The organism is Bradyrhizobium sp. BRP20 (assembly GCF_020194215.1).
GTDB lineage: Bacteria > Pseudomonadota > Alphaproteobacteria > Rhizobiales > Xanthobacteraceae > Bradyrhizobium > Bradyrhizobium yuanmingense.
The window spans coordinates 1-25,224 of the sequence record NZ_JADYVY010000018.1 but is presented as its reverse complement, the minus strand read 5'-3'; the positions used below and the strand labels follow the sequence as shown (position 1 = coordinate 25,224).

Genomic DNA, 25,224 nt, shown 5'->3' with positions numbered 1-25,224 from the left:
TGGCGAGCCTGCGATCGGACTTTTGGCTCTAAAGGAACAAAATGGTCGCACCCACTCGTCGATTGCCCGCTTCCGGTTATGTGCTCGAAGTGGATGGCCAACTCAAAACCGAGTACGCGAGCAGAGATGGAGCATGGGCGGGAGCGGAGGAGCTCAAGAAACGCCGTCCCATGCTCCAGATCAGAATCTACGATGTGAAAACAAAGTCCAGAGAGGAAGTCCGACTTCCAGTAAGTTGAGTTTTCGCTTGGCGCTTCTTGCTGCGCGTACGGCCAGCGACACGCCGAGCTCCCGTTAAAGCCGAGCCGGACAGCGTCTCGGCCGGCTTCGATCTCTCGCGCAGTATGAGGGGCCTCGGTTTCCGGGCTTGGCCGCATCCGGCGAGCGGGCACTTGTTTTCAGGACCCGAACTTGGCAGTCGACCACCACTCCCTCCTGTCGCGGCCATGCCGGCTTTCGGCAAGCTTGCCTCGGTGGCCCGCCGCTCGACGGCGGACAACGCCTGCCTACACCCGCGCCTTCGCATTGCGAGACAAAGCAGCCGCGAACCTTAGCCATCCCGTGCTGCGCTACGGACTTCCGCGCTTCGGGTTCTGCTTCGTACCGCCTGCCGTCGTTGATCGCCATGAAGGCGGCCATGGCGCGGCCGAAAAGGCAAGGGAGCTCATCCATGGCAAGCGACAAGGACGATCTCTTGATGATCTGCTCTGGTCAACCGTCAACCTGTTCGACCGCGCGGTAGACCGCGTCGAACGCGAGCTCGCCATCAACGAGCAGGCGCTGCAGAGGGGCCAACGCGAGCAGAACGGCTGCGAAATGCGATCCGTCGAATCAGAGCGCCTTACCGCCGAGGTACTTGCGCTCCATTGAGTGTTGGACGCGATGGAACTCCTTTCACTTTGGGCCTTACGATTCGGACCAGCCCGTCAACCGCGGCACGCTCGCCACGGCGATGATCGTTCGTGAGACTTTCTCGCCACGAAGAGTGCAGGCCCGAGAGATGCTGCTAGCCTAACGATCGCGCTCACAGAGGGACACGTGCCACTCATCTGGAGTCGAGTCGACCTGGTCCTAGCAAAGCAGGACGACAGGTTCTGCGTCACGGCGCCTCACCGAAAGGTCGAACTGTTCGTTGCTAAAGCGACAGCAATCGCAAGGTCGCTCAGATTACCTTCAAGCCGGATTCGACCACAGCCTGCCAAGGGCGCTTCATTCAGCGCAACGACACCTGACAGCGGCGGTCATGTGCGACGAGGCGTACACTTTCCAGGTGCCAGCTATCCAGGAGGATCTCGGCGGCATGGCGGAGAAGCTCGGTACCTCCATCTGCGGTATGGCGAGGAATACGTGAACGGAAAGGCTGGCCATCCTTACCTGCTGGTATGCGGCCGCAGGCGGAATGCCGAATGTCCTGATGTCGAACTCTCAAAATACTTCAGCTCGCTGTGAACCTCCGCACTCCGCTGCCTACGTCGGCTTGTCGCCGCCAGATGGGAGTACGTCAGGAAAAAAATCTTACGAGAAAATCCCCGGAGAGGGTTGAAACGCCCCTAACGTCAAGTTGTACGATCTCGAAATGGACAGCGACAGTCATCAGCGTCCCAAACCTCCAACGAGCTACGAAGTGCGAATGCATCAAGTCTCAAGCCCATGCATCAGACTCCCGCTGCCTGCGACATCATCAAGTGTGCCATGCCTTAATCTGCATCCCGACGCGATGATCCGGCTGCATCGCTTTCCTAATGTCAGGTTTGCCTGAATGACGCAGGTTCGCACGTAAGTCGGTCGGTCCACCTGCCGCTTCGCGACGCAAGAAGGCGACCGCGCTCACGCCTGCGCATGCGTGATGGCTAGATGACAGCGCGCGTCGCCGCCGGTTGCGTTCGAGGGCGCGGTCGCAAGGCCAATATCTTGGAGGTGATGAATGGTATCGGTGAGCAGCTTTGTGAAAGATCGCTCTGCATCTGCGATGAGATGTGGAGGTTGTCATCCGGCAGGGTTTCGGACACAGACGCGAAGCGCGCCCGCAATCTATGGGCATCTGACCCGAAGCTGTTGAACGGAGGAAGTCGACACTCGCCACAGGGGTTCCCTGGTGGGGTGGGCGTACTCCAGGTCTATTGAAGAATACAACTTGAGGAGGAATGGTTTGATAAGACAGCGCTCTTTGCTGACGCCTGGTCCATTGTCGTTATCGCTGGCGGTCAGGAGCCAGATGCAGCTTGATCTCGCATCGCGCGATTGCGAGTTCAAGGAAGTGACCGCCTGCATGAGGCGGCTGATGCTCAACTTGCTGGGAAATGCTGACGACTATTCGGTCGTGCCTATTCAGGGAGGGGGCTCCTTTGCGATGGAGGCCGCTCTCTCTTCATTTGTGTCCCGAGCCCACAGGCCGCTCGTTTGCATAAACGGCATCTATGGCGAGCGTATTTTGCAAATCTTGCGGCTGTGGGGCGTCGAAGCACTGAAGCTTGTGAAGCGAGCGACCGATCCTTTGGATCCTCAAGAAATTGGCGAGCATCTGAGCCGAAATCCTGGCGTTACGCACCTGTGCTTCGTGCATTGTGAGACGACAACCGGAATCGTCAATCCGCTGGACGCGATCGTGGAGGAGGCGAGAAGACGTGGCGTAAAGACCATCGTCGATGGGATGAGTTCCTTCGGCGGCCTTAATATCGACCTGAGCCAGCGTGGACCTGACGTCCTGGTCACGTCGAGCAACAAGTGCATAGAAGGGCCGCCGGGAGTGGCGTTTGTCATCGCGTCCCGCGAGCTGCTGGAGAATGCGGTTCAAGAACCGAGGTCGTTTGTCCTCGACGTGAGAGATCAATGGCTCTCGCTCGAGCGCACCGGTGAGTGGCGGTCGACCCCTCCCACCCACATCGTTCAGGCAACGACAAAGGCCCTGAAGATTCTGCACGAGGAGGGCATCGATGCCAGACGCTGCAGGTACGAAAAGGTCAGGGACGATCTCGTCAAGGAACTCGAAGGACTGGTGTCTCCGCTGCTGTCCGCGGACTTGCAGTCGCCGGTCTGCGTCGCGTTCAGTGCGCCGTCGGGAATCGTGGACCAGGCAGGATTCGATGGGCTTTATCGCCACTTGGCGGCCCACAACCTTTACATCTACTCAAAGCTGCATCTTGCCACGCGGAGTTTTCGCGTCGGTTGCATTGGGGAAATCCAATCCAGCTGGATCGAGCAGTTGGGGTGCGCTTTTCGTACATATTTCCGGTCCGGTCAGGCTCGGTTAGCAAAGCCGATGTCGGGCCAAGAGGCATGCGGGGCTCGCATAAAGATGCCGGCTCGAGTGGCTGGGGACCCGCGGCTGCCGTTTTCGGCCGAGACTGCTGTTCTGCATGCGGGCTATCGGCGAGACCCGGCGACGAAAGCCGTCGCAGTGCCGATTTACCAGAATACGGCTTATGAACTCGATGGCGATCTCAACCACATCGCTGACGTCTACAACGTCAAGGCCGATGGGTTCACCTACACAAGGATCATCAATCCAACGACCCGCGCGCTGGAAAGGCGCTACGCCGCCGTCGATATGGGGAGCGACTCGCTCGCCGTTGCGTCAGGTCAAGCAGCGACGTTCCTTGCGATCGTCAACCTGTCAAGTGGCGAAGTGGGGGACAATGTCGTCGCCTCTCCGTATCTATATGGCAATACCTGGAACCTGCTCCACAACACATTAAAGCGTCTTGGGATCAGCGTGAGGACGGCCGATCCTCGAAAGCCCGAGACATTTGAACGTGCCATTGATGATCGCACGATATGCCTGTTCGGAGAGGTGATTTCGAATCCTTGTCTGATTCCGCTCCCCGTCAAACAGCTGGCCGAGATCGGCCGAAAGTACGGCGTGCCTTTGGTCGTGGACAATACGACGACGCCACTGGTATGCCGGCCGTCAGATCTCGGCGCTGCTATTACGACGTACTCCGCAACGAAATATATATGCGGCCACGGTACGACGCTCGGTGGACTGATCGTTGACAACGGCGAGTTTAGCTACCGGGGAGCCTCTCGCTTTCCCTTGTTCAACCGTCCCGACGATGCGCATGGCGGAGTTGTTTGGCATAATGCGGTGCGCGATGTCGACGATCTTGGAAGGAGCGAGTTTCTTCTCAAGGCTCGCATGACCTGGTTGCGCGATACCGGCGCAGCCATCGCCCCGTTTGCGAGCTTTCAACTGATCCAAGGGCTTGAAACGCTGCCACTTCGCATGAAGCAGCACTGCGCGAATGCCAGGATCGTGGCCGACGTTCTCAAGGAGCATCCAAAAGTGCGCCGTGTCTTCTACCCCGGGCTCTTCGAAGGCGCCGATCGGGAAACCGTTGAACAGACACTCAATGCTGCATACGGACACGGGGCGATGGTCATGTTCGAGGTGGAGGACGAACAAGCCGGGCGCAAGTTCATCCAGAACGTCGACTTGATGTATCACGTTTCGAATGTAGGCGATGCCCGCACGCTCGTGACCCATCCTGTCTCGACGACCCACACCACCGTCCCGCGGGAAAAGCGCGAAGCCGCCGGCATATTTGGCGGCTCGATCCGGCTTTGCGTCGGCATCGAAGATGTCAACGACATCCTGCGCGATCTGGACAAGGCGCTTTCCGCAATCTGACAACCTGCAAGGCGATCAGGAGGAGGTTCTCATGAATCAGGCAGACGCTTGGAAATTGAGGTCATCACGCTATGAGGCCGTTCAATTCAGCCGAGAAATCAATAAGCAGCTCTCCGAGCTCAGGCCCGACAACATAACGGGAGCGGCTTATATTGCCAAAGATTACGCTGTCATCACAGCGTGTACGCTCGCGACTGTGTCGGTCTCATGGTGGCTCTACCCGCTGGCCGTCCTTCTGATTGGCGCCTATCAGCGCGGATTGACAACCATTGCTCATGATGCGGCTCACCGCACGCTCGCGAAGAACACGACCTGGAACTACGTCCTGGGCATTCTGTTCGCTTCCTATCCCTTGTTCCAGCGCCACTGGGCCTACCGGATCTCGCACGTCTATTTGCATCATCCCTATCTCGGAGATCCGGACAAGGATCCCGACCTGAAGTTCTTTCTGGCCAGCGGCGTTTACAACGTGCAGCCTCCGGAGCGGTACGCTTTCAACATGATCTGGAAGCCGATCTTCGGCGGCGCGACAGTAGCGTATCTGAAGTATCTTTGGGCCAATCGATTTTCGATCACAGATGTCGAGGAGCAGAGCCGCTCAGGCATACTTATCGACAAGTATGGCTTCTATCTCTTCTGGATCAGCATCCTGGCCGGGTCATATGCTGTTGGGCTGCTCCATATCGTCGTCCTGTTTTGGATCGTGCCCTATCTCACCACGTTTCAGGTCCTCGGATGGTTTATCGAGCTAGCCGAGCACTCACCTATGTGCGAAACCGAGACGCAGAACGTCTATCTCACCAGGAATCGGAAAGGAAACTTCCTCGAACGAGCCATCCTCGGACAGAATCTGGATGAGTACCACCTTGAGCATCATCTTTCGCCGGGCATCCCGTTTTGGCTGTTGCGCAAAGCTCAGAAAATCCGAATGCAGGATCCGAACTATGCGAAGGTTGCCGCGACCTGGGGTGGTCTCTTTGTCAAGGGACCTCAAGGTCAACCTAGCGTCATAGGTCAGTTAAAAGAGCGAAATCGACGCTTGTATGAGCAGGCCGTTGCCGAGGTTCGCGCGCGAGGGCAGCTCGCGTGACGTTTCTACGGCCAGAGAGCACCCGAGCCGTGGTCGGCGTCACTTCGAACCGTCTTCTGGTCGATGGTGTGCATCGCGACTGGTTGCGGCGCAAGTACTTGCAGGCACTCCATCGTCATGCGGGAGTGGCTTGCGTCATATTGCCGACGATCGACGCCGAAGATGCGAGGGAGGAGATCGCCCCGGCGATCATGCGCCGGCTCGACGGCTTAGTGTTGACAGGTGATGAATCGAACATCGACCCCGCCGTCCTGAGAGCGCCTGCGTCCTTGACGCAGGCTGATCGGCAGGACGTTGAGCTTGGGATCCTTGACCGTCCGCGGGACAGGCTCTCTGCCGTAACTATAGAGAGCGCCATCGCGCTCGGAATGCCTATTCTGGGCATCTGCCGTGGGCTTCAGGAACTCAACGTCTATTTCGGCGGCACGCTCCGCTCATCGCTTGCGGAGTGGAAGCCGGAAAGTGGCGCGATGCATGCCGAGAAGCCAGATCGTCCAAGAGACCGTCAGTACGACGCCGCGCACACCGTCAGGATATGCTCCGATGGCGCGCTCTTTCCAATCGCGCGGACGATCGAAGCGCAAGTCAACTCGCTGCACAATCAAGGCATCGAGGCGCTTGCCCCGGCGCTGAGGCGCGAGGCGTGGGCGCCTGACGGTTTGGTCGAGGCGGCTTCGGTCATTGGCGCCCCGACGCTCCAAATCGGTGTGCAATGGCACCCCGAATGGCACGTCTCAACCGATCTCCTCAGCAAGCAACTGTTCAAGGCATTTGGAGAGGCGTGTGTTGGGTACTACCGAACTAAGAAGAACTAGAGGCAGGTTGTGACATTTCAAACCAAACGTGGTCCGTGCACGTCGAAAGGACACTCCCTCGGAGCCGAAGCACGCGTCCGGTCCTGCGAGGGCCGTGCGCCGCCTCGCGGGCACAGGAAGACTGGAGGATTGGCGAATCGCTTCGTTCTGGGAGTCCTATTTGTGGCGCTTTATGTCGTCGTGAGCGCGGCAGGCGAGGTTTATGCGGCGTCGTATTTTCAGCAAGCGGATGTGTTCGTCGCGCTCCTGCTGACCTTCGCTGTGGTTTGTCTGATGTTCAATCTCCTGGCTCGCCAGGAAGGACGCGAGGCAACGGTGGCGAAATGGTCGCTCCTCGTCTTCGTCGCGCTCAATGTCGTGACAGCAATCAGCTGGATCGGCCTATTTATCGGACTGAAATACGCTGAACCTGCGATCGTCATCGCCTTCATGGTGGCGCTGGGGCCCACCGCAACAGTGTGGTTAAACGCACTGATCAGGCGCCAGGGTGCCCCTCCAGCATCCGATATTGTCGTGAGCGTTACGATCGCAACGATCGGGAGTTACATGATTTGGATCTCGGCCAGCGGCAACGCAGGCGTGGAGTGGGGGGCTCGATCGTCCTTCGGCATCGTCTTGGCGATCGTGGCCGGCCTATCGCTGGCCCTTACAAATATACTTGTCAAACTGCTGTTCGATCGTGGGTTTTCTGGCCGACAAGTCCTGGCGCATCGCTTTTATGGAACGATTCTCTTGCTGCTGGGACTGGTCGACCATTCATCTATCGTGCCTGAGATCTCGCAGCATTGGTTTGCGATCGCGGCAATTGGGCTGTCGACGATCATTGTTCCTTTGCTCTTGATCCAGCAGGGCATTCGCCGGGTAGAGCCCTTCACCGTCAACATGGTCCTGTCCACCGCCCCTATCATCACCTTCCTGTTCCAGTACTTCGATTCTCGCATCGTGCCTTCGTTACATACGTTCATAGGAAATGCTCTCATTACGGCTGTCGCTGTCGGAAACATCTACTTGCAGTATCGGAGATCCGCATGAAAGAACGGAGTTGTGTAATCGTAGACGCATATTCTACCGGCCGATACCTACCGGAAGAATTCAAGCGCTATGGAATTGGAACGGTGCATGTGATGTCGGCTGCACAGATTCCGTCCATATTCCAATCGCATTTCAATGCGGATCTTTATGATGAAGTCATTCGCCCCACCGAGCGCATGGGATATGACGACATCGTTGATTATCATCTTCAGGCTCTCCATGGCCGGGAATTGGAGTTCGTTGTCGCGGGCTGCGAGACCGGAGTTGAACTCGCCGATTCTCTGTCGGAGCGGCTTGGCTTACCATCAAATGGGACTGCGCTATCCGCTGCTCGGCGTGACAAAGCGCGATTGTCTTGCGCGCTGACCTTTGCAGGCGTGCGATCGATCAGACAAGTCGTGTCCGACAGTCCTGTAGAGATCGCGAGCTGGAAGCGTGAAGCGAAGTTCGATCAGATCGTGATCAAGCCGCTGAACAGTACGGGTACCGAGGATGTATTCTTTTGCTCGACAGACGCTGATATTCAGCGGGCTGTGAGCGCAATTGTCGGGAAGACGAACCGTGTCGGAGCGTTGAATCGTTTTGCCCTTGGGCAAGAAAAAATAAACGGCCAGCAATATACCGTAAATGCCGTCTCGATCGAAGGGGAAGCCTTCGTTACGGAGGCGTGGACCTATGACACGGTTCCGATTGAGAGGGCATCATCGGTCTGCTCACTTGAGAGATTGTTGGGGGGCAACGAACCAATCGTTCAGGAACTGTCCGACTACTTGGTGCGTGCGTTGCAGGCACTACAGATCGTCGACGGACCGGCTCATGCTGAGATCATCGTCGATCATCGGGGACCGGTTCTGGTGGACTTCGGAGCGAGGCTTCAAGGGACCATGTCGGCAAAAGCACGAACGATGGCGTTGGGGCACAACCATATGACCTTGACGGCCTGGCGTTACGCAGATCCCAAGGGCTTTGGTGAATATATGAGGCTGCGCGGGCCCTACAAGCGGCAGGCTCACGCACTTTGCGTCTCGCTGATCTCAGATATGAGCGGTGTCGTTGCCGGTTACCCGGGACTCGAAGCAATCCGCAAGCTCCCGAGCTTCGCGGATGCCATTGCATTCGTCCCGATTGGTCAAGAGCTAGTTCCCACGATCGACTTAGTGTCGACACCAGGCATCGTTTATCTCGTGAATAGCGACTTGACTCAGCTTGAGAATGACTATCGCAAGTTGCGAGCAATGCGGATGGACCAGGTGTTCGATTTGGTGATGCAGGATCGCGACTGATGCCAACTGATCCCAGGTTGACCGGAGCGAATCCAGCCCGCGCGGCGATGGTCGGCTTAAGCGACTTCGATGGCGTTCTGCGAGGCAAACACGTCTTAGGTGAAGATCTCGCGGGTGAAGATAAAGTTATCAAGTTCTCTGAAGCGGTGCTGGCGTGGGATTGTACGGACCGGGTCATTCCGGCCAGTTTCACGCAAAAGCCGCTATCGGCGTTCGGAGATGCTGACCTGCGGATTTTGTCAGGCACCGGCCGTTCGGTGTCTCATCTCGGCGATCAATATCTCTATCTCGCGGAGTTCGCGGGCGCACATGAGAACATCTGTCCGCGCGGTGTTCTGCGTAAGGTCCTGCGAAGGACTGCTGACCACGGATACGACTGCACTGCCGGGTTCGAGTTTGAATTTATGCTGTTTAAGGAGAACGCAGACACGATTGAAGACAAGCCGTTCGGCGAATGGGCTCCTTTAACGCGCGGCCCGTTCGGCTACTCGATTGCGCGCTCTGTCGCACAACATGAGCTGTTCGATGAGATCTTGGCGATTTGTGAGAAGGCTAGAATACCTCTCAGCGGACTACACTTTGAAACGGGACCTGCCGTTGTCGAAGCGTCACTTCGTCATTGTGATGCGCTGGAAGCCGCCGATCGAGCAATCATATTCAAGTCGATGATAAAAGCCTGGGCGCAAACGCGAGGCATGATGGCTACATTCATGGCCAAGGTTTCCGAGAAATGGCCCGGCCAGTCCGGCCATATTCACATCTCGATGTCCTCGGATAGTAAAAATGTATTTTACGACGGTGATGCGTTAGGCAACGTCTCCGATCTTATGAGGCAATTCATCGCCGGACAACTAGAATACATGAATGAGTTCTGTGTGCTCGCTGCGCCGAACGTCAACAGCTACAAGAGATTGGTACCTGGCTGCTGGGCACCAATCTGTCCAAGCTGGGGCCTTGACAACCGCTCCTGCGCGGTTCGCGCCATTCCGGGAGAGCCATCTGCGCATCGCCTGGAATATAGGCTGCCTGGCGCAGACGTGAACCCGTATCTCGCGCTCGCATGTGCGATTGGTTCAGGAATATTGGGCGTCGAGACAGGTCCGGAACTACCGGCTTCGATCGTCGGTGATGCAAGCCTGGAAATGTGTCGTCCGTCCGCGAGGCTGCCTCAAAGCCTATCAGAGGCAACATCTCGGTTTGCAGAGTCTGCAGCGGCCAGTGATGTCTTCGGAGAAAGGTTTGTTGAAGCGTTCGCTTGCTCGCGCCGTTGGGAGTGGGAATCCGTTCAACATCGGGTCACCGACTTTGAACGTCGGAGATACTTCGAGATCATTTAGCTTGAGCTCTTCGCTAGTTCTGAACCTCCTTCCGTTGGCCGGTGCCGGCGCGACCATCGCGGCTGTCTGTGCCGCTGATGTTGAGCTTCATACAGAGCAAGTGTGCGTTACTCGTTAAGTGAGGACCTTGGGAACGGTGAGGAGGTCTGCTATTATCTGCTCTATGGCAGCAACCGCGATTGCTCCGTTCTAGCAACGAACAACACCATTTCCATTCGCATCAATGAAGACGTTCTCGACTTCTTCAAGCGGGAAGGCATGGTCGATTATGCTCAGAGCACGAGCCGAAGAGGCCCGTGATGCGCGACGCTGTAGCCGAGCCGCAGAGCCACGCAGGACGCGAGGCTCACCATTAATGGGGGCAGCGCGACCAGACGATGGCTTAGCCGCCGCCGGCCACAACGAGGCTGGCGTTGATCGGTGCTGACTTATACTCTTGGCGCGGCGCTCTGAAATCCCATCAGGGAAGAGGTCCCAGTCACCTTGGGTCCATTAAGTTCATGAGAGAGCGATGGCGGCGAACGCTACACGGCCATCTTGGGACCGAAAGGCCCCAACGACGTTCAACTCATTCATCACCCTCGGCCAACTTTGCCGAGTGAAGCTGCGGCACCAAGGACTTCCTCAGATATCTATGGCGGTCTTGCGCCAGGGTTTGATTCGCCGGCACTTTTCGAATGGCGTGAGGACGCTCCTTCGGCGCTGGCGCCAAACCTTTCCCTGCCGTCTGCCGCACCGGCATCAGGCCATCAGCCACTCCCGCAAGTGCCTGAACTGAGAGAGTTGTTCGGCGATCACTGGACGCACGGCCCCCAAGAGGCTTCGCCTGTCGTGATCGACATATTGCAGAGCCTAGGTCTTCTGCCGAGCCGGGATGTCCCAATGACCCGTTTCTTAGTCCACGGTCAGCCCTACACGGCCGAGAGCCTACCGGGAGGCCGCGTTCTTCTCTTCCATCGGCCGCAACTTGGCTGAACGGGGCTCGTGGGCACCTAGTGTTTCGGCACAGAGATTTTGAGTCTTTTTGCTTTCGGCACTCTGGTAGATATTTTAGAATAGAGAGCGGCCTAATTTGGTGCGCGCCTTCTCGATCGCGAACATCCAATTGATGGGTGCGCGCTCGGCGTTGCGGCGTTCTCCCATGCAGCGGTCTCTCTGACGAGATGGGCATAACTGTCGATGCGCCGGTCGAGACACTGACGGGCGAGCGCGCTAATCTCGATCTCGATGATGTTGAGCCAATTGGCATGCTTCGGGGGCAATGAAATTCGCGCATGCGCTCGGCAAAGTCGACGGCGGCCGGTGCTAGATGGCCTTCACTGGCCACATACCCCATTTGTACCTTTGGAGTGCACCACATGCTTCTGCGCCATGGCTTGAGATCGTTCTCGGCCAGGCGCCGTCTCGCGCGACAGGCTCTCCTGCGACGTCAGTCTGACCGTCTCGTCGGCCAGCAGCTCCAGTGTCCAGCGCGCGCGGTCGGAGGGCTGAAGCAGGAGGTGGCCACCAGAAGGACCTCTTCTTTGTCGTTGAGCTCGCGCTCTGCCCCTGCACGGGCTCTCCGCTCTGGGCGGCCACCGGGTTGCCTTGCGACAAAACGCCGACGGGTTCGATAGACCATCGAGTGGCCGACGTCCACGCTGCTGGCGATATCGTCACCACTCATCCCGGCATCGGCGGCATCTGCGCCTTTAGCTTGCGCACCGCCTGTCTGCCTCCGGCGCATCGAGGATGTGCTTGATTTGTACGCCGAGCCGCCCAATGAAGCAGTGCGGGCGCGGTCCGGATCCTACCGGCGGGGGGCTGAGTTGACGAAAGGTTCCTGCCGCATCCGCACTGCTGATGAGGCTGACGAGAAACATGACTCGGCGCCGACCGTTCTGGTACGCTAGCACTGTCCCTGCCACATCCCGCCAACCTCAACGGCTCTGTATCCGGGGGAGCTTACTGAAAGCTGACAGACCTGCGCGACAAATCACAAATGGAAGGGGCCCCAGGGCAGCTTGCCACTAGACGTCAGGACGTTCAGGTCCAGACAAAAGGCCGTTCGGCGCGCTTACGATCAGCGGCCGCTACAGCGGCGCGACGGACCGGAGGGGCGGTCAGCCTAGTCCACTGCAAGCTTTATGACTGATCGCCGGTTACGACATCCGGCTTCGGGCGGGTCTTCGAGGAGGAGAGTTTACCATTTGGATCACGCATCAGGCGCGTCCGGACCAAATACGTCGCACCGCTTACACAGTAGCGGTCTAGCTGGCTAGACATTCCTCGTGAACATGACCATATTGCCGAGCCGTCTCTCGATCCAAGAGCGCGCTATTGTCCGCAAAATGATAGACACAGCAGTTCTATTTAAGCCGCTCGGCTGCAGCCGTGATAACTTCGAAATTCTTGGTATCAGACATATGTTCCCTCACATGAACTCCTGGGACAAATCGCCAGGAGATTCTCTGACAATCGAACATCATCCGCTACATGGGGTGACCTACGCGCTTACGCTTGTTTTAGCGCTTTGCCGTCGATACGGGCTCCGGCCATTTCGTTATCACCGCCAGCGACGCAACACGGTGATGATCCGTGCGTCACTGGGCTTCGTCGACAAGGTGCTGCTGCCGGAGTTCACCGAGCTGGCGAGGTCGCTGCAAGTCTATCTGCACGAGGTGACGCCGCGCGTGATCCGCGACGAGTCTATGACGGACGACACCCGCGATGCGCAGGAAGTTACAGATGCCCTGCCGTCGAACTGATCAGGCGGCGAGCTTTGCCTCAGAACCATCGCGCTCGGCTTTCCAATTCCACGGCAACAGCATGTGCAGCCGATTGATCTTTGTACGTCCGGAGACGATGCGCTCGAGAACATTGGTCAGATAGTGCCGCGGATCGATGTCGTTCAGCTTCGCCGTGTTGATGAGCGACGCGAGAATGGCCCATGTCTCGGCCCCGCCTTCACTGCCGGCGAACAAGTAGTTCTTCTTTCCCAGGCCTATCGGCTTGATGCTGCGTTCGACCGTATTGCTGTCGATCTCGATGCGCCCGTCATCGATGAAGCGCGTCAGACCTTCCCAATGGTTGAGAGTGTAGCTGATGGCCTTGCCAAGACCGGACTTCTTCACGCGATCTCGGCGCTTGGAGCGGAAGACACAAAGTCCGCCGTCGTACGGATCGGCCCCAAACGCCTCGCTCACCAGCATCGCTAGCTAGTCCATGCCGTGACGGAAATCGATCGGCTGCGTCGCGATCCAGATCGACAACCCTGGTCGGAGCCCGATCATCGGCCAACCGTCCCTACTGCGGCCAGCACCTCGCACCGCGCCCGGCGGTCGACCGTCCCCCTGACACGGATACAAACCGCGCCGACCTCGATCTCGATTGCCGCCTGCTCTTCGCACGAGGGCAATTTGCCCCCGCAGCCGGTGATCGCGACCGGCAAAAGCCAGCTGGCACGTCTCCGTACCCGCGCTCCACCACCTTCGCCCGCATTGTCCGACGACGCCACAGAAACAACAGGCTTGGGCTGATGTCGTGTTGTCGCGCCATCGCGGACACGCTTGCACCCGGCGCAAAACTCTCCGCGACAATCGCCGCCTTCGCATCGGTCGACCAGCGCCGTCGCCGGCCCGTCCCGGTAATGATCTCGACACGCTGCAGCGTGTCCGAGCCGTCCTTGAGGATAGACGTATGCCTATCCTTATCGCCATCCTTACGACTATCCTTTGACATGGTGATCTCGTGACGAACCATTCCACGAGATCTTTCTAACCGACTAGATCAGCCCTCAGCGCGTGGTGCCTCGATGACGCTCACGAAACCGCAAGGTCCGGTTTCTGTCGGAGGCGCGCCGCTGACTGCGGAGCCGAGCACGGAACAGCGCTGATTACCACAAAATGCCTGCCATATGGCGCTGCGCCTTCCAACCACGTCGGAAACCAACAGTCCACCATCTTGATCGGCAGGCGAGCCGCCTCTCATTGCTCCGCGTGGTTTCGAAAATCCTCTGTGAGTCGCAAGAAGTTCATAAGCAGGACGTGCCCCTGTGACGTAAGTATCGACTCGGGATGGAACTGGACCCCATAAGTGGGATAATAGCCGTGCGTGAAGGCCATGATCTCGCCTTCCTCCGAACGCGCTGTCACTATGAGATTCTGCGCACATGACTGATCAAGCTCGACGATAAGAGAATGGTAGCGTCCGACGTCAAGCGGGGTTGGCAGCCCCTTGAATAACCCTCGGCCGTCATGCGCAATGTACGAGCGCCGACCGTGCATGGGCCGATGCGCACGCGCCACCCGTCCTCCGAAAACGCTTCCAATACATTGATGTCCAAGGCAGATGCCGAGAATTGGTACGCGTCCTGAAAGTTCGCGAACCACTGCTGTCGATATTCCTGCCTCATTTGGGGTGCAGGGGCCGGGCGATATGACCACCGCGCGCGGGTTGAGACCAACGAGCTCGCTGATGCTGATAGCATCGTTTCGGATCACTTCCGTTGCTTCACTGAGCTTGTGGAAATAGCGGGCAATGTTGAACACGAAGGAATCGTAATTATCGATGATGACAATCAAAATGCACCAGCTGGTTCAGAACCAAATGCATCAAAGATTCGCTCTGCCTTGGCGAGCGTTTCCTCGTATTCGGCCTCGGGCTCCGACAGGGCCGTTATACCGCTGCCCGCATGAAACACAGCCAGGTCGCCGTCGATCGTGACCGTGCGGATCGCAATACTTGTGTCCATGTGCCCGTTGAAGCCGATGAAGCCGATCGCCCCACAATAGACCTCTCGCGCTATGCGCTCGATTTCTGTAATAATTTCCATCGACCGCAGCTTTGGCGCTCCCGTAATGGAGCCGCCGGGGAAGCAAGCACGGAGCAGGCTAACGGCGTCTTCGCCTCCGGCAAGTTTCCCCGTAACGATCGACACGAGATGGTGCACTGAGGCATAGGACTCGAGATTGCACAGGGCCGGAACCTCGACCGAATGCGCGGTGCAAACGCGTGACAGATCGTTGCGCAAAAGGTCGACAATCATCGTGTTCTCGGCATGATCCTTTTCGGAAGCGAGGAGAACAGCCGCACGGCGCTGGTCTTCCTTGAAATCAGGAGAACGCGCGATCGTGCCCTTGATAGGTCGTGTCTCGACTTGTCGTCCCTCAAGCTTCAGGAATCGTTCCGGCGAACTTGATGCGATGGTCAGCTTTCCCCATCGCAGCAGGGCCGCAAAAGGCGCTGGATTCAATGATCGTAGCTGGCAATAGAAGGCGAGTGGATCAAACGAGGTCGACAGGCGGGCGCTGAAACGCTGCGCAATATTCGCCTGGAACACGTCACCCGCCAGGATCAAGTCGATCACGCGTTGTACCGCCGCAACGTAGCCCTCGCGGCTGAAGTTCGAGCGCCATGCGCCCGCTTTGCTGGGACAACCCTTCTGTGGCGCCTTTGGACCGGCAAGCAATGCTGCAAACTGGTCGGCTCGACGACGCGCTCGTTCGCTCCGTCGCACCCGATCCTGCTCCGGCCATCCGGTCGAGACGATCCAGCATTTGTTATCCCGGTGGTCGAAGCTGATGACCACATCATAGAAATGCAGGATGGATTGGGGCAAACCCAGACCGGCAATTGCCGGCGCAGACAATCGCTCCAATGTCCTGTTCATGTCGTAGGCAAGGTAGCCCGCCGCTCCTCCCTGGAACGGCGGGAGATCGGGACGATGCTCTTGCGGGTACTTCGCGAGTAGCGTGCGAAGGACCTTCCATGGATCGGCCTCGAGAGTCAGTCCGTTCCAACTGACTTGGCCGTTCGCGACCCTATAGGTGCTGAACGGGTCGCACGTTAGATATGAGTAGCGCCCAAGCAGCTCGTGCCTTGCTACGCTATCGAGAAACGTGAGATGCGATCGATGCCCGAGACGTCGCATCGCTATGACAGGGTCAACCCACTGCAACTCGCGAACGTACATCGTGGTTATCGGTCACCGGCGGCTGACGTCGTGAAAGTGCCGTTCCATCTGTTGGCCCCCCCGATGAGAACGACGCTTGCCTGCGATGGGCCGAAACTTGAGGCCCATTGCCAAGTTAACCAGGCGGTGGACTTTTTGCTGCGACAGCACCTGGATCATCCTGCCGTGGAGGCGCAAGGGGTATCTATGCATCGTAGTCGGCCGCGAACCGCAGCTCGCGGAGCGGTCGGACCCGCTTAATCGACTCCCGGTAGAGATCGTGCGCCTTGTACGCTGCGAGCTCCGCCTCGCTGTCGAACTCACCATAGACCACGACATCGATATCGTTGCCGAGCTGATCGGTCTTGCGGTTGCGGGCAACCTCAAGCCGGCGCGCATGTGGTATCGTGGTGAGAAGCGAAAGACCTTCGATGATATGGTCGATATGCGCCTCGTCCTTGGCGCTGAAGAAGACGATGTGACGAATCATGGCCGTCCGTGGAGATGTCGCTAGTGGGTGGCATAACTATCTGGGAATAGAGCCCGTTGCAATGAGGCTAGTCGCTTGCCGCATGATCGTCGCTTGCGATCGTCGGCGATCCGCAATGAAGCTTGCCAGATTTGCTCAGGGCGCCGGAAGGGCAAGGCGCTCAATGGTTTGAATGTGCCGCGTGAGCAGATTACAGGCTTGATCGACGTTGCGCGTTCGCAAGGCTTGCAGAATCAGGCGGTGATCTTGATTGGAGCGCGGTCGCCAGCCCACCGATCGCGCCATCGCGAACACCAATCGAGAATTGGCAAGCTGCAGTCCATCGAGGCTCGCGAGCAGACGCGGCATTCCGCACGGCGCGACCAAGGCTTGGTGAAAGGCGCGGTTGGCTGTCTCAAACTCCTCGATCGTCTTTGCATTGTCTCCTTCGATCAGGGCGAGCTCGATCTGAGCCAAATGAGCTGTTGTGAGCCTTGGCCCCGAATGGCGCAATGCCACCACTTCGAGCGCGGCGCGCATTTCGGCGATCTCCTTCACTGAACGGGTATCGAGCGGGGAAACCCGAACACCGCGACGCGGCACCGCGACAACAAGATGTTGTGCCTGCAACTGCCGAAAGGCCTCGCGCACGGGGACGTGGCTGGAATTGAATTCTCGTGCCACGTGATCCTGACGGAGTGGCGCGCCTGGCTCTAAGGCGCCGCTGATAATGCGCTCAGCAATTGAGTCCGCGATGCGCGCGACCGTCGTCATGTTGTCACTAGTGATCATAGATTATCTACCGCAATAACCGGTGCATTTGCGAGACAGCTCGATTAGCATCTCTTCGAGGGCAATGACTATAGATAATTGACGCGATTATCTACAATTGAGCGGGATTGGCTTATGGATGCTGCTGCGCAAGTCCAGCGGAAGGAAGCAGGCAACGGGACGCAGGTTCGTTATCATTGGAACGTCGAAGAGGCTAAGGCGCTCTACGACCGTCCTTTTGCCGACCTGATGCTTCAGGCGCAGCACGCTCATCGCAAGAACTTCGATCCAAACCACGTCGAAACTGCGAGCCTGCTCAGCATCAAGACCGGCGGCTGTCCGGAAGACTGCGGCTACTGCTCGCAAAGCGCGCATTACGAGACCGGCCTGAAAGCCACTCGTCTGATGCGTTGCGCCGATGTGGTTGCGACCGCGCAGCGCGCGAAGGGTGCCGGCGCCACGCGCTTCTGCATGGCCGCGGCCTGGCGCACGCCAAAAGATCGCGATCTTGATTTCGTCTGCGACATGGTCAAGGCGGTCAAGGGACTCGGCATGGAAACGTGCGTCACGCTCGGCATGCTGACAACGAAGCAGGCCGCGCGCCTCGCCGAGGCCGGCCTTGACTTCTACAATCACAACGTCGACACATCGCCCGAGTTTTACAGCAAGATCATCACCACCCGCAGCCTGCAGGACCGCATCGATACGCTGGCGCATGTGCGCGATGCCGGCATCAAGATCTGCTGCGGCGGGATTATCGGCATGGGCGAGCGCGTCGAGGACCGCCTGGGTATGCTCGTGCTGCTCGCCAATCTTCCCAACCATCCCGAAAGCGTGCCGATCAACCTGTGGAACAAGATCGAGGGCGTGCCGGTGGAAGACACCGCGGGGCCTCCCGATCCGATCGCGCTGGTCCGGCTGCTGGCGACCGCGCGGATCATGATGCCGAGGAGTGTGGTTCGCTTGTCCGCCGGGCGGCAATACATGACCGATGAATTGCAGGCGCTTTGCTTCTTGGCCGGCGCAAATTCAATCTTCGTCGGCGACGTGCTCTTGACCACCAAAAACCCGAAAGTTGATCGCGACGCGGATCTGCTGGCCCGGCTCGGCATCACGTCCGGGCTCTCCTGACGGAAGCAGTGCGCGCAATATGTTGCCCCCTACATCCAGCCTAGGTGAGAAATGCAGATAACTTTGATGAAGGGCAAAATCCATCGCGCCTCAGTGACCGAAGCTGATCTTCACTATGAAGGCTCGATCTCGATAGATCGTACGCTCCTGGACGCGGCAGGAATGGTGATCAACGAGCGCGTCGAAATCTACAATGTCGAAACAGGGATGCGCTTTGCCACCTACGTGATCGAGGCGCCGCCGATGTCTGGCACGATAAGCCTGAACGGTGCGGCCGCCCGACTGGCGATGCCCGGAGACAAGATCATTATCGTTGCATATGCCTCATTCGACGAGGCCGAAGCAAAGATATTCAAGCCACGCATTGTGCGTGTGGACAGAGACAATCGCATCCTGGCAAGTTGAACCTAACAGGCCATCCTTCCTTCTTAAACGGCCAACGCATTTTTTGCGTGATTTGATGCGAGCCTCGGAGTGATGAATGCGGTCAATCCAAACAGCTAGACTTGGTCCCTACGTCGCAGCGTTGAATGCGTTGAACGAAGATAAACGGCTGCGCTGCCTCAAGCCCCGCGTGGGGATCGATTTCGCATCGAACGACTATCTGGCGCTCGGCAACGACTCGCACATCAAAAAGGCGATGGTCGCCGCGCTCGATGCGGGCACTCCGATTGGAGCCGGCGGGTCGCGGCTTCTGCGCGGCAATTGCGAGGAGCATGAACGGCTCGAGACGGAAGCGGCTCAGTTCTTTGGCGCGGAGGCAGCGCTTTTCTTTGGAGGCGGCTACATCGCAAATTTTGCCCTCCTGACAACGCTGCCGCAGCACGGCGATCTGCTCGTTCTCGATTCGCTCGTGCACGCCAGTATTCACGAGGGGGCACGGGCCGGCCGCGCAGAGTGTCGAATTCACGCGCACAATGATCCCCAGTCACTCGAAGACGAAATTCGCGACTGGCGAAACAAAGGTGGGGCGGGCCGCGTCTGGATTGTGGCCGAAAGTCTCTACAGTATGGACGGCGACTTCGCTCCACTCGAAGAGCTGGTGGCAATCGCCGATCGCCACGACGCGTTTCTGATCGTGGATGAGGCTCATGCCACAGGCGCTTACGGGCATCAGGGACGAGGGCTCACGGCCCCTTATGACAGGCGCGAAAATCTCATCGTCGTTCATACCTGCGGCAAAGCGCTCGGTGCGGCGGGTGCACTGGTTACGGCCTCCGGCATCTTGCGCGATTTCATGGTCAACCGCTGCCGTCCGTTTATTTTTGCCACCGCCCCATCACCATTGATGGCCGTTGCCGTTCGAGAGGCACTTCTCACCCTGCAGAAAGAGCCGGAGCGGCAGCAGCGGCTGGCCAATCTCGTTGCGTTCGCCCATCGGCAGATCACCTTGCTTGGTTTGCGCACACCATCGACCTCTCAGATCGTGCCGTACATCGTAGGTGATAATGCTCATGCAATGCGACTTGCCTCTGCTCTGCAGGCGCGCGGCTTTGACATCCGCGGAATTCGGCCGCCAACCGTCCCTGCAGGCACCGCCCGGTTGCGAATTTCGTTGACACTCAATGTTGGGGAAGAGGACGTGCGCGCAATGCTCGATGCGCTGGTTGAGGTGACGAGGGCTCGTTTTGATGAATAAGCGGATCGTCGTGGCTGGTACGGACACCGGGGTCGGCAAAACGGTATTTTCCGCAGGGCTCGCCGGCCTTCTCGGCGCGAATTACTGGAAGCCGGTCCAGGCTGGACTCGAACAAGAGACCGATTCCGAGTGCATCCGCCGCCTCGGTGGCCTCTCGTCCGATCGGATTGTCCCGGAGCTCTACCGACTTCGGACGCCTGCGTCGCCCCATTACTCCGCGGAGATCGACGGTGTTCGCATAGATACAGAGACGCTTCGACTGCCGGACAGCGGCGAGCGGCAACTCGTGATCGAGGGCGCCGGCGGACTCATGGTGCCGCTGACAGCCCGCACTCTTTACATTGACATCTTCGAGCGCTGGCAGCTCCCCGTCGTGCTTTGCGCAAGGACGGGACTGGGCACAATCAATCACTCCCTGCTCTCCATAGAGGCTCTGCGGAAGCGTCAGATTCGAATCCTTGGAATTGCGTTCATTGGCGAAAGAAACGCCGAAACTGAAAGCGCGATTTGCGAGATCGGGAGAGTGCGTTGGTTGGGACGGCTCCCGTGGGTTGTTCCCCTCACGGACGATAGGCTGCAGGCGGCTTTCAAAGACTCCTTTGTTAGCAGCGATTTCCTGAACCTATGAAGATAGCCAGGAGGTCGCCGATCTGGCACCCGTTCACGCAGCATGCTCTACAGCGGGACATGACGAAGGTGCTGCGGGGAGAGGGGGCTTATCTCTACACCGAAGATGGCCGACGCCTTATCGATGCAATCTCCTCCTGGTGGGTCGTGACCCACGGCCATTGCCATCCATGCATCGTGAACGCGATCCGAGAGCAGGCAGGCAAGCTCAACCAGGTCATCTTCGCCGGATACACTCACGACCCGGCTGAGCAAGTTGCGACGGAACTATTGAAGGTCACCTCCCCGGCGCTCGAACATGTGTTCTTCTCCGATAGCGGGTCAACCAGCGTCGAAGTCGCGCTGAAAATGGCGCTCGGCTACTGGCGCAATACCGGATGACAGCGAACCCAAATTGTGGTGATGCAGCACTCGTACCATGGCGACACGATCGGGGCGATGTCGGTAGGTAGCCGAGGCGTCTTCAATGCGGCCTACGGGGCGCTGATGTTCGAGGTCACCTCGATTCCGTTCCCGGCAAGAGATCGTGAGCAAAGAGCGCTCGATGCGCTTGAAAACGCCTGTAGAAACGAACATCCCGCAGCCTTTATCGTGGAACCCCTGATATTGGGTGCCGGTGGAATGCTGATGTATTCTCCCTCGACCCTAAGAGAGATGAAGCGGATCTGCGAAGCCTTCGACGTCTTGTTCATTGCGGACGAGGTCATGACCGGCTGGGGCCGGACGGGTACCTTGTTTGCGTGTGAGCAGGCCGATGTCATGCCCGATATTGCCTGCTATTCGAAAGGCCTCACGGGTGGGGCGCTGCCGCTCGCCGTCACACTCTGTCGTGCCGATATTTTCGATGCGCATTATTCTGAAGATCGCACACGTACGTTTTTTCATTCGAGCTCATATACGGCCAATCCAGTGGCCTGTGCCGCGGCCAAGGCTAATCTGGACCTATGGCAGGATCAGGAATATCGCTGGCGGCTGGCATCCTTGGCCAGGATGCAAGAGCAGGCACTCGTGCCATTCCGCGCCGATTCACGGTTCGCAAACGTCCGACGCACGGGAACAGTCACAGCGCTTGAACTCAACACGAGCGATGCCGGCTATCTGGCGGACATCGGTCCGAGGCTTTTGGCTTTCTTCCAAGCGCGGAATCTGCTGCTACGCCCACTCGGTAACACGATCTACGTGATGCCGCCTTACTGCGTTACGGCGGCCGACCTTGATGAAATCTATACTGCCATCCGCGACGCTGCTGACTTGCTGATGTGAGATGCACGAGGCTGTGCAATCATCTGCAGCGACAGCATCTTGGAAGGCGAAAGTGTCCGTATTGCTGCCGCTTGATAGTGCAACGAGAATGCAGCACCCAAGGCTCGCAGGCTGATCGTGCTTTAAGCACTTAAGCGCTCCCGACCCCGCTGCCGCAGCAATCCTGCGGGCTAGCCATGAAAGGCGCAGCATTTGGCCGAAATGTCGGGCGAATTGCGTTAACCACGATAGAGAAATCCATTATCTTGAGCAAATTCTCGGCGAGGCTTTCTGCGGAAAGTACTGCTTCGCGAGGCAGCCGCACATCAGAGTCAAGCCTCTTGATGGCTGCAAGAACCAGGGAAATGGACCGCCGGGCGACCGCACCTTTGGTGCGCGCGTGGTGCTGTGGTCAGAGGGCAGCGGGGCTTCCCCAAGTAAACGTCTGACAGGAGGCGAGAATGCACATTGGATTCCGTAATTCCCCCGACCATTCAGCCACATGCTGCGCGATATGCGGCGGAAAGTTTGGGCTGATCCGCCATTACTGCTGGCGAACGGCCCTTTGCTCCAAGAAATGCGTCAACCGCTTTAAGGCGCGGCGGGAGGCCGATCAGAATTGGTTGCGACGGGGGCGAGCCGCTTAGGAATGGACTGAGTTGTGCCGGTACGACCCTGGTCAGAGAATTCAAGTGGCCCTCTAGAGCGCGTGGAAATCAAGTGACAGAAACATCGGCAAAAATAATCGACTTCAGAGCCTACAGGGCCAGCAGGCTGGCTCGGTCTGAGCGCCTTCGCGACGACATCTACTCGACCGCGACTCTCGCTGCGCTTACGGCGGCCTGTGACTTTTGGACGTTCCTGGCCTGCCATCCGTTTGCTTTGCTCGGTGCGCCAGCGCGAAAGCGGGAGGCTAACGAGTACCCCTAGGGGGGGCAGACACGCAGATGTGCCTAAAGACGAAGTCCCCACGCGTGCATCTGCAGCTCGGTCCGGTCGAGCCGTCACCGTTTGGAGAGACTGCAACTAGCCCAGAAACGCGTGCAGATGGTGGCTCGTCGCGAGCGCCGCTCCTCGATTGAGGCCGCGGCTGGCATAGCCGCTGAAACTGCACGGGAAGACGAGCCATCGGGAGGTGAAATCGCGATGAGGAAGGTCTTGTCTCATGGTTGCGCGACCATTGGGCTGTTTTTGCTCTGTTCTCCAGCTCTAGAGAAACTCTGATCTCCATCCTCCATACCATTGACAGGTTTCTCCTGCCTTCTCTAGGAAGCGCCGACGGTGTGTGGGGAGCGGATTCAATATGAGCCACAGTTCAGAGCAGCCTCTAGAGCGTGTCACGATTCCGGCACTGCAGCAGTGGAAGGATAAAGGACGGCGTGTCGTGATGACCACCGCCTACGATGCGGTTGCGACGCGCATCGCGGATCCCATTGTCGATATCATCCTGGTCGGCGATAGCGTTGGAAACGTCTGCCTGGGATTCGACAACACGCTGCCCGTCAGCGTGGCCATGATGAATCATCACCTGGAGGCTGTTGCGCGCACGAAGCCTCATGCCCTGCTTGTGGCCGACATGCCCTTTCTGAGCTTTCATGTCGGTTCTGAGGATACGATTCGCAACGCAGGAGGTTTTCTGCAGCGTGGCGCCGATGCTGTGAAACTCGAGGGTGGTGCCAAACGCATCGATATGGTACGCGCCTTGGTCGATTGCGAAATTCCTGTGATGGGACATCTCGGTCTGACCCCGCAGAGCGTCAACGTCATGGGTGGATTCAAGGTGCAGGGACGGACAACGGATACCGCCTTGCGGCTGCTCGATGACGCCCACCGTCTGCAGGAAGCCGGCTGCTTCGCGCTGGTCCTGGAGGGCATTCCTGCCGAGCTCGCGGCGCGAGCGACCGAATGTCTCACGATACCCACCATCGGGATCGGAGCAGGACCTGATTGCTCGGGCCAAGTGCTCGTGTTTCATGATGTCTTGGGGCTAACCGAAGGTCATCGCCCCAAATTCGTTCGTGCCTATACAAATGGATTCCAGCTGTTCCAGGAGGCGCTGTCGCGCTGGGCTGCCGATATCCGCAAAGGTGCATTCCCGGGCTCGGAGGAGTGCTATCGGCTTCCTGATCAGCTTCGGCATGCCGTCGCCAACTGGGTGCCCTCCAATTCAACCTCAAGGTAAGAAATGCAAGTCATTACGAAGGTCGCTGAGCTGCGTCGCGCCCTTGCAGACGTTCGCAATGCCGATAAGCGCATCGGATTCGTTCCGACGATGGGATACTTGCACGACGGCCACCTGGCCCTGATCTCGGCAAGCCGGGGACACTGCGACGTCACTGTCGTCAGCATCTTCGTCAACCCCACTCAGTTCGGCCCAAATGAGGATCTCAGCAGGTACCCTCGCGACTTCGCGCGCGATGAAGCGTTGTGCCGCAGTGCCGGGGTCACCATCATCTTCGCGCCAAGTGCAGAGGAGATCTATCCGGCTCAATTTGAGAGCTTTGTCGAGCCGGGCGAACTCGCAAAACCGCTCTGCGGAGCTTTCAGGCCTGGACATTTTCGTGGTGTAGCGACTGTCGTCTGCAAGCTATTCAACATGGTGCAGCCGAACGTCGCGTACTTTGGACAGAAGGATTTTCAGCAATGCGCTGTGATACGCCGCGTGACGGTTGATCTGAATCTTCCGATCGAGATTGTCACTGTGCCAACCGTGCGGGAGCCAGATGGGCTGGCAATGAGCAGTCGCAACCGTTATCTCAGCTCGGAAGAACGTGGTCGGAGCCTTGCGATCAGCCGTGGCTTGTTCGCCGCAGCGCATGAGTTTGCCTCAGGGGAGCGCGATGCGGCAACGCTGATTGCGCTTGCAAGAAAGCATTTGGAAATGGTCGATCGACTGCAGTACCTTGAGCTTGTCGACACTGGGACCCTAAGGATTGCCGAGAGCCCTCTGCGCTACCCGGCGGCACTCTGTGTCGCAGCGTACGTCGGCTCCACTCGGTTGATCGACAATGTAGTCCTATCCCGGTCGCCATCGTAGCTAGATCCGCAAGTGATTGCGCTCAGAAACAGTCGAACCGGATGGGTTGGCCCTGAAATCCTCAACATCTCTCGAAGGCGACCCGGAACTGCCCTTTGCGTGCTGAACAACTGCCCCCCCCCCCCCCCCCCAACCTCTTGATTTGGGCTGGGATCGGCTTTGCCGGCGGCCGGGGGGGGGGGGGGGGGGGGG

Annotated in this window: 18 protein-coding genes and 3 pseudogenes; 15 read left to right on the top strand and 6 right to left on the bottom strand. The window is 58.3% G+C overall.

What is annotated here, in order from left to right; all coding sequences use genetic code 11:
• The first annotated feature begins 411 nt into the window (after nt 1-411).
• From I6F33_RS30960 to I6F33_RS30925, 8 genes are all read left to right on the top strand, one after another.
• Entirely contained in the window at nt 412-870 is a 459-nt protein-coding gene (locus I6F33_RS30960) for a hypothetical protein (protein WP_225145058.1), read from the top strand.
• A gap of 1,225 nt (nt 871-2,095) precedes the next feature.
• On the top strand, nt 2,096-4,627 hold the full coding sequence (locus I6F33_RS30955) for a 2-aminoethylphosphonate--pyruvate transaminase (protein ID WP_225130891.1): 2,532 nt from the start codon (nt 2,096-2,098) through the stop codon (nt 4,625-4,627).
• A gap of 31 nt (nt 4,628-4,658) precedes the next feature.
• The gene (gene rtxC / locus I6F33_RS30950; RefSeq protein ID WP_225130889.1) at nt 4,659-5,717 is read left to right on the top strand and encodes a dhydrorhizobitoxine desaturase; all 1,059 of its coding nucleotides are present in this window, start codon (nt 4,659-4,661) and stop codon (nt 5,715-5,717) included.
• 29 nt (nt 5,718-5,746) lie between these two features.
• On the top strand, nt 5,747-6,532 hold the full coding sequence (locus I6F33_RS30945; protein ID WP_225130887.1) for a gamma-glutamyl-gamma-aminobutyrate hydrolase family protein: 786 nt from the start codon (nt 5,747-5,749) through the stop codon (nt 6,530-6,532).
• A 129-nt stretch (nt 6,533-6,661) separates the two neighbouring features.
• On the top strand, nt 6,662-7,564 hold the full coding sequence (locus I6F33_RS30940; protein WP_225130885.1) for a DMT family transporter: 903 nt from the start codon (nt 6,662-6,664) through the stop codon (nt 7,562-7,564).
• Nucleotides 7,561-8,847, top strand: coding sequence for an ATP-grasp domain-containing protein (locus I6F33_RS30935; RefSeq protein WP_225130883.1), 1,287 nt, complete (start codon nt 7,561-7,563; stop codon nt 8,845-8,847). Before I6F33_RS30940 ends, I6F33_RS30935 begins: the two co-directional genes overlap by 4 nt.
• Nucleotides 8,847-10,184 carry a glutamine synthetase gene (locus I6F33_RS30930; RefSeq protein WP_225130881.1) on the top strand — a complete coding sequence of 446 codons (1,338 nt, stop codon included), beginning with the start codon at nt 8,847-8,849 and terminating at the stop codon, nt 10,182-10,184. Before I6F33_RS30935 ends, I6F33_RS30930 begins: the two co-directional genes overlap by 1 nt.
• Nucleotides 10,185-12,460: 2,276 nt before the next feature.
• Nucleotides 12,461-12,931 carry a hypothetical protein gene (locus I6F33_RS30925; protein ID WP_225131000.1) on the top strand — a complete coding sequence of 157 codons (471 nt, stop codon included), beginning with the start codon at nt 12,461-12,463 and terminating at the stop codon, nt 12,929-12,931.
• On the opposite strand, the pseudogene I6F33_RS30920 reads toward I6F33_RS30925, so the two are convergent.
• The 6 genes and pseudogenes from I6F33_RS30920 to I6F33_RS30895 form a co-directional block, all read right to left on the bottom strand.
• Nucleotides 12,932-13,303 (bottom strand): annotated as a pseudogene (locus I6F33_RS30920) (transposase); the annotation flags it as partial.
• A gap of 364 nt (nt 13,304-13,667) precedes the next feature.
• A pseudogene (locus I6F33_RS30915) lies at nt 13,668-13,856 on the bottom strand (transposase); the annotation flags it as partial.
• A gap of 293 nt (nt 13,857-14,149) precedes the next feature.
• Nucleotides 14,150-14,746, bottom strand: a complete 597-nt coding sequence (locus I6F33_RS30910; RefSeq protein ID WP_225130879.1) for an aminodeoxychorismate/anthranilate synthase component II — start codon at nt 14,744-14,746, stop codon at nt 14,150-14,152.
• Nucleotides 14,743-16,137, bottom strand: a complete 1,395-nt coding sequence (gene pabB / locus I6F33_RS30905) for an aminodeoxychorismate synthase component I (RefSeq protein WP_225130877.1) — start codon at nt 16,135-16,137, stop codon at nt 14,743-14,745. Before pabB ends, I6F33_RS30910 begins: the two co-directional genes overlap by 4 nt.
• Nucleotides 16,138-16,321: 184 nt before the next feature.
• A complete protein-coding gene (locus tag I6F33_RS30900; RefSeq protein WP_225130875.1) occupies nt 16,322-16,606 on the bottom strand; it encodes a Dabb family protein in 285 nt (94 codons plus the stop codon).
• 135 nt (nt 16,607-16,741) lie between these two features.
• On the bottom strand, nt 16,742-17,377 hold the full coding sequence (locus I6F33_RS30895) for a GntR family transcriptional regulator (RefSeq protein ID WP_225130873.1): 636 nt from the start codon (nt 17,375-17,377) through the stop codon (nt 16,742-16,744).
• A 114-nt stretch (nt 17,378-17,491) separates the two neighbouring features.
• Here I6F33_RS30895 and bioB point away from each other — a divergent pair, with 114 nt between their 5' ends.
• The 7 genes and pseudogenes from bioB (at nt 17,492) to panC (ending at nt 25,032) form a co-directional block, all read left to right on the top strand.
• On the top strand, nt 17,492-18,487 hold the full coding sequence (gene bioB / locus I6F33_RS30890) for a biotin synthase BioB (protein WP_225145057.1): 996 nt from the start codon (nt 17,492-17,494) through the stop codon (nt 18,485-18,487).
• Nucleotides 18,488-18,538: 51 nt separating this feature from the next.
• Complete coding sequence (gene panD, locus I6F33_RS30885; RefSeq protein ID WP_225130861.1) at nt 18,539-18,892, top strand: aspartate 1-decarboxylase; 354 nt, start codon at nt 18,539-18,541, stop codon at nt 18,890-18,892.
• A gap of 76 nt (nt 18,893-18,968) precedes the next feature.
• On the top strand, nt 18,969-20,126 hold the full coding sequence (locus tag I6F33_RS30880) for an 8-amino-7-oxononanoate synthase (protein ID WP_225130859.1): 1,158 nt from the start codon (nt 18,969-18,971) through the stop codon (nt 20,124-20,126).
• Nucleotides 20,119-20,754, top strand: coding sequence for a dethiobiotin synthase (gene bioD, locus I6F33_RS30875; RefSeq protein WP_225130857.1), 636 nt, complete (start codon nt 20,119-20,121; stop codon nt 20,752-20,754). Before I6F33_RS30880 ends, bioD begins: the two co-directional genes overlap by 8 nt.
• Nucleotides 20,751-22,016 (top strand): annotated as a pseudogene (locus tag I6F33_RS30870) (adenosylmethionine--8-amino-7-oxononanoate transaminase). Before bioD ends, I6F33_RS30870 begins: the two are co-directional and overlap by 4 nt.
• 1,282 nt (nt 22,017-23,298) lie before the next feature.
• Nucleotides 23,299-24,177 carry a 3-methyl-2-oxobutanoate hydroxymethyltransferase gene (panB, locus tag I6F33_RS30865; protein ID WP_225145056.1) on the top strand — a complete coding sequence of 293 codons (879 nt, stop codon included), beginning with the start codon at nt 23,299-23,301 and terminating at the stop codon, nt 24,175-24,177.
• 3 nt (nt 24,178-24,180) lie between these two features.
• Nucleotides 24,181-25,032 carry a pantoate--beta-alanine ligase gene (gene panC, locus I6F33_RS30860; RefSeq protein ID WP_225143632.1) on the top strand — a complete coding sequence of 284 codons (852 nt, stop codon included), beginning with the start codon at nt 24,181-24,183 and terminating at the stop codon, nt 25,030-25,032.
• Nucleotides 25,033-25,224 lie beyond the last annotated feature (192 nt).